We start from the raw sequence: 6,146 nt of genomic DNA, 5'->3' as shown, positions 1-6,146 counted from the left end.
TTGTACCTGCAATTCCAATTCTTCAAATTCCAGTCTATTCATAATAATTGAGGTTTAATTGTATTCGCTGCCGCAAAGCTACAATCAAACCTCAAAGTGTAAAAGGGGCATTTGTCCGAATGCTTACTAAAAACGGATCAACGTAAAAAAAGCCTGAGCGATTCGTTGATTGTAGGCTCGGCTGTCGGCGCCATGCCACCTTACGGTGGTAGGTTTCCGACAGCCTGCCTCCGAACCGTACGTACACGTCTCCATGTATACGGCTCTCCGCCCATAACGGCATTTTAGCTATTCTCCGCATGAATCATGTTATGACATTCTGCACAGACGATTAAAGATTTTCTATGCATTTTGAGCATTTTACGTTCCCATTCGGTTTTGCCTCTTAAATCTGAGAGTTTCCTGACGTGGTGTGACACAACATTTCCTTCTTTTCCGCACAACTCACACTTATTTGCAGTCAGTCTTTCGACCAGACTCATAGATGGAGTGTTGAACAAGTAGGGCAAGTTATCACATTTTTGAGTTCCCAAGTCGGTAATACGCTTGAAGCCCTCATTGTAAAACACCCTTGGTTTGCGTTCGCCTTTCTTGTCCGTATACCACACCACAAATTTATCATCTTCACGATACTTGTCTGTTATGGTTCTGACGGAACTGTTAAGTTTTTGCGCAAATGTCTTTAGCATACTGAACCTCATGATACATCCAAATGAACGTCCAAGTGCCGATGCATTGTTTGCAATGGAGTAGTAGTTGTAGAATCCTCTGATTTCTGTGTTGAAACGTGCTACTATGTCTTGTGGCTCATTGTCTATCAGGTATGTTCTACCTTTAGACCTCCACACTTCTTTGCCATTTTGTGTTTTCACATTCATGGCTTCAAGACTCAGCAACTTCTTCTTTATTACTTCTCGTGATACGTGTAGTATCACATTACCATTACGATGTCTACGAGTTTCTCCTCTTGCATTTTTCTGCGTTGTGTAATCTTTACGGACTGATATTTCATAGCCGAGAAATTTTGCACTGTCTTGTGCGTTGGTTATCAAGGTCTTTTCTTGTGACATTTCCAATTTTAGCTTCTTTTGCATAAATTGTGTGACATCCGCCTTGATTTTCTCGCACTCTGCTTTATTTCCAATGACCCCTATAAGGAAATCATCAGCGTAGCGTACATAATTCAATCTACGGAAATTCTCATCCATATCGTTACCGCTCGGCATAGTCAGTATTTGCTGTTGCTTATTACGAACTTCCTCCCGCATTGCTTCCAATTTATCAACGTCCGTCACCTCCTTCATTCTCTTCTTTAGATAGTGAACTCGATTGTTCAGTCTGCCGATATCCTTGTTGCGGTGTCTAACTTTACCCTTATGGAAATCTTGTGCATACTTCTTCATATACTTATCGAACTTGTCCAGGTAGATATTAGCCAGTATTGGACTGATAATTCCACCTTGAGGCGTACCCGAATAAGTTCTATTGAAGTGCCATTCTTCCAAATATCCAGCGTTGAGAAATTTACGTATTAACCGAAGGAAACGTTCGTCAGATATGCGTTCCCTCAGAATTTCTATCATCACGCCATGGTTGATATTGTCAAAGAAACCTTTTATGTCTCCCTCAATGAACCACTTTGTTCCGTTGAAATTATTCTGTAGACTCTTAAGTGCCGTGTGGCAGCTTTTGTGGGGTCTGAAACCATGTGAAGTCCGTTCAAAATATCCTTCGTATATGGCTTCGAGAACCATTCTCACTACCTCTTGCACTAATTTATCTGCAAACGTAGGGATACCGAGCGGACGTAACTTTCCGCTCTTCTTCGGTATGTAAACCCTCTTTGCCGGTTTAGGCCTATAGACTTCGCTTTTGAGACTGTCTATTAATGCGTGTATCTTGTCAATGCTCATGCCGTCCTCCGTCTGTCCATCAGTACCGGGTGTCATATTGCCTGGTTTTGCATGAATGCGCTGATATGCGACTAAGAACATCTGCTCATTGAACAGAATACGATAGAGTCGTTCGTATTTGTAACCTGACTCGTTGCTGTGTTCAGCTAAAATGTTTAATACTTGCTCGGGATTTCTCATACGTCTCTCACGTTTTCCTTTGTTTGTACTAAAGTTATGGACTGTTCCCCTTCGCCATGTACAAGCCGTTAACTTGCTCGGACTACTATGGGAACTCCGTTGCCATATCAGATATTCAGAGACCAGCTCTCATAGCCTTTGAGGCGTTCTGACTTAGGCAATCCCCAGTTAGTTTCACTTGATAACTATTAGCGTGACATATTGTCGGATGCGACTTTCGTTCTTGTCCGCTTATTGCGGCTGTGTCATAGTCGGTTCTTAATGCTCTGAACTAACGCACAAAATAGCCAGAGTACTATGAAATAGCGTATATAAAAGCCTTCCGCTATTGCAAGATGTGGTACCACCGAACTATCGTTCAACCAATCAAGGCTTCATCCTTGTATATGTCGTTTCGTCTTGCCCTTCAGTCGCTACTTGGCTATTAGTAGACTCAGGGCTTTAATCAGCATGCTACACTCCCCGTTAGGTTTCCCCGTCGGATAAGCTGATTGACGATAGGATTATATTGAACCCAATCCTAACTTCTTGCTACAGAAGTATTTATCAAGCGACCAATCTGGGCGCACAAGCATAAATTTGAGCCGGCTTGAACAAAAAGAACACTTGAAGAATCGGCCGCTCAAAACGCACTTACGTTTCATCTTAAACGCAAAGACGTTTCCATCCAAACGCACTTGCGTTTTATCTTAAACGTCGAAGCGTTTTAGTTCAAACGTAAGTGCGTTTTCCTCGAAATGTACTTGCGTTTTTATACAAACACAAAATAAATATAATCTAAATTATGTTTAATTATAAAAATAGATATACCTCCTATTAGGGAAAACGGAAAATTCTAAAAGCACGGCGACAAATTTAATATCAATAAAATTTAAAACGAAAGAAGAATATAAACCATTGGAGCGAACAAACAAATCAAGGGCCAGATTCTAAAAAAGAATCCAGCCCTACCTAAATTTAAAAAGAATCAGTTTATTTGATTACCAGAATCGGTGTATTGGAATGGAAAATCATCCGCCGGGCAATACTCGGATTGAACAGACGGGCAAAGATATTCCGCTTGTAATTGGACAGACACAGCACATCGATACCTTTTTCCTTCACATAATTATCGAGGTTACTCAGCAGACTTTCTCCGCCCAGCATATCATAATCAATGGTCAATTGAGGATACTGTTTCTTAAAATATTCCTGAATGCCTACCAACTTGATTTCGTTCCATGTACGTTTCTGCGCATTATCACTCAAATGAATGAACGACACTTCAAAATGATAATCCTTGAAAGTGGTCACCAAAGAATCAAAGGCAATCAAGTCGCGCTGGTCAAAACTGGTAAAGAAAGCAATCTTGCGAATGTCATCGAAATTCTTTTTCACGGCATTTTTGGGAATAGCATATACAAATACCGGACTACGGTCAATGATTTCCGCTGTCACACTACCTATCAGATCCATTTCCTTTTCTCCCTTTCCACGCGTTCCCATAATGATGATAAGTGGCCTTTCTTCGCGTGCATAGTGCAAGATTTCCTCCTCTGGCACCCCTTCCTTCAGCACACAAGTATATTTCACGTCGGGCAACTCTCCTTTCGCGATACGGTCCTTAATACTGCCGGTGAGCTTGTTCAGCTGCTCGTGAATATTGTCGAGCATACTCTTGATACCCAGTTCATGTTCCATAGGCAGCCCGTAACTCTCCGTAGCATATTGTAAACTCGGCATATACACCGGACTGAAATACACATGCATCAATACCACTTCGGCCTGAATCTTGGACGCAAAGTTGAAACCAAACTCACACGCCGCCATTGAATAGTCAGAAAAGTCTACCGGCACCAGAATTTGCTTGCTGTGATTTTCTTTTGGTTTTTCCTCATTAATCACATCATCGGCCAACCATGCAGAACTTTCAATGATTTTCAATGCCCTGGGCAAATCGCTTTCTCGAATACGGATTCTCACCCCTGAAGAAATGACGGGTTGAATCAGATTGACATTGTGGATGCATGCCTCAATTCCTTCATTTTCAAGCACATTCTTAAGAATCTGGGCTTTAGAATAAGTAAGAATGGCCAGTGTTACAAGTTTTTCTTCCATGGCTTCTGCATTTTAAGGTTAATATCTGAACAACAAGGGCTGCAACCGGAACGGACACTCTCCCACTCCTTGTTACAGCCCTTATCTTATTTCTTTCTTAAGCGCGTTGTTCTTCTTTCAGAATGGCTATCGCCTTATCGAGTACCGTCGTATCATCCAGCATCACCAATCCGCCGTCAGGCCCCGGCTCCAAATGAATACCCACGCTCTTTCCGTCCTTGAAATTGTGTCCTCCAAAGAAATTGCGCACCGTTTCCACACTGAGGTTCAGTTCATCGGCAATACGATGCATACTGCCTGAGGGCAATGAGTCTTTGATTTTACGGAGTTCGTTAAAAGTTATTGTTCTGTTCATAGTAGTCAAAATTAAGTGTTAGACAAATTGTTTTTTTATTATCGATTTAAATATAGCAAAAGATTGTGACAGCGCAAACTTTCAATTTGTTTTTTTTGAAAATATCTTTCTTTCAGATTAAAAATGCAGACTTTTTGCCACCATCATCCCCTTAATGACCGCATAAAGATAAGTCAAAATAAGTATGGCATGAAGCATAGATACATCGTCTATCGTATATCCGCTACGAGTATACTGGGTAGAAATGTATTGCGGACTATCGAAAAAGCGCCGGCAAATATAAGCATACAGCAAATACAATAGCCCACCGACAGCCAATCCGACCAAGGCTCCGCACAAAATATCACCAGGATAATGCACTCCCAAATAAATGCGAGAATAAGAAGGTATCAATGCCCAAAGGAACATCATGCACGTAAAAGGCAGGTAACGCACCAGCAATGACACGAACATGGCCACGGCAAAGGTATTGGCTGCATGACTGGAAATAAAGCCGTACAAGCCGCCCCGGTAACCGTTGACCGTCTGCACCATATACATCAGTTCCGGATCTTGCGTGGGCCGGAAACGCATGAAATAAGGCTTACAGAGTCCGGAAGCCAGCTGATCGGCCACCAGCACACAGAGTCCAATCATCAGCGTGATGACAATGCCCTGCTGAATCCGGTTGTTCTTGAAAATGACATACAGCAACACCACCATGGCCGCAATCCATGTGCGGGTATCGGTCACCGTCCACATGAATCCGTCCCAAAACAGAGAGTTGCTTCCGTTCCACGAAAGCAACAGTGCCTTGTCGGCCTCTATGAGTTGCTGTATGCCTGCCATCTTTCAATAATTGAATTAAATGATTTCTATTGCTTCCGTCTTCACCCAACCTTTGTTGCCGTCTTCCAGGCGGATTTCTTTCCAGCCCTTCATGGAATTATCTTCAATGAAGACTTTCGTTCCTTCGTGAAGCACAAAGAGGTCGGTACCGCTTTCATTCGGCGTACTCTTGACATTGATGGTCGGTTCCATCACAATGGCACCTGTCCGGTTTACAAGTTCAGCTTTCTGCTCGCTGGCAAAGACATTGGCCAAGATTGTTACCACCAAGAACACCACTCCTCCGATGAATCCGGTCTTCTTAATCCAAAGACGATTGCCGAAGATATAGAAAGAAACTCCAATCAGCAAAAGAATGAAGGAGAAAATTCCCACATAACCCCAGCTTTTCTCGCTCATCAGGTTGACCAGCGACTTATACCAAGTGACGATGAACACCTCAGCTGTCGGCGTGATGTTATCCACCGTCTTGCTCCGAGCCATATCCAGGTTAAAGCGGATATCGGCATCTCCCGGGCTCAGCAAAAGTGCCCGCTCGTAGTTGAGCACTGCCTTGGGCGTGTTCTTCATCTTGAAGTAGGCATTACCCAGATTATAATAGATATCGGCCGACTCGCCCTGCGTCTGCAAGATTTGCTCGTACATACCAACGGCTTCACTGAACTTCTCCTTCTGATATGCCTGGTCAGCTTCTGCCTTCGTAGGAGCTGCCATCGCAAACTGGATGCACCCAATCAGTCCAATCAATAGTAAAGACAATTTCTTCATATTTA

At 42.9% G+C, this 6,146-nt stretch carries 5 protein-coding genes; all 5 read right to left on the bottom strand.

Features of this window, described 5'->3' with window-relative positions; all coding sequences use genetic code 11:
- Positions 1 to 284: 284 nt before the first annotated feature.
- Entirely contained in the window at positions 285 to 2,093 is a 1,809-nt protein-coding gene (locus H6A28_RS08695) for a reverse transcriptase/maturase family protein (RefSeq protein WP_148329810.1), read from the bottom strand.
- A 972-nt stretch (positions 2,094 to 3,065) separates the two neighbouring features.
- Positions 3,066 to 4,190: a universal stress protein gene (locus H6A28_RS08690; RefSeq protein ID WP_204477257.1), complete on the bottom strand. Its 1,125-nt coding sequence runs from the start codon at positions 4,188 to 4,190 to the stop codon at positions 3,066 to 3,068.
- Between the two features lie 97 nt (positions 4,191 to 4,287).
- Positions 4,288 to 4,545: a DNA-binding protein gene (locus H6A28_RS08685; RefSeq protein WP_072542634.1), complete on the bottom strand. Its 258-nt coding sequence runs from the start codon at positions 4,543 to 4,545 to the stop codon at positions 4,288 to 4,290.
- Between the two features lie 117 nt (positions 4,546 to 4,662).
- The gene (locus H6A28_RS08680) at positions 4,663 to 5,373 is read right to left on the bottom strand and encodes a phosphatase PAP2 family protein (RefSeq protein WP_204477255.1); all 711 of its coding nucleotides are present in this window, start codon (positions 5,371 to 5,373) and stop codon (positions 4,663 to 4,665) included.
- 15 nt (positions 5,374 to 5,388) lie between these two features.
- Complete coding sequence (locus H6A28_RS08675) at positions 5,389 to 6,141, bottom strand: tetratricopeptide repeat protein (protein WP_204477253.1); 753 nt, start codon at positions 6,139 to 6,141, stop codon at positions 5,389 to 5,391.
- Positions 6,142 to 6,146: the final 5 nt, after the last annotated feature.

Source organism: Bacteroides mediterraneensis (assembly GCF_016900355.1).
Lineage (GTDB): Bacteria > Bacteroidota > Bacteroidia > Bacteroidales > Bacteroidaceae > Phocaeicola.
This window is presented reverse-complemented; position numbering and strand designations above follow the sequence as displayed.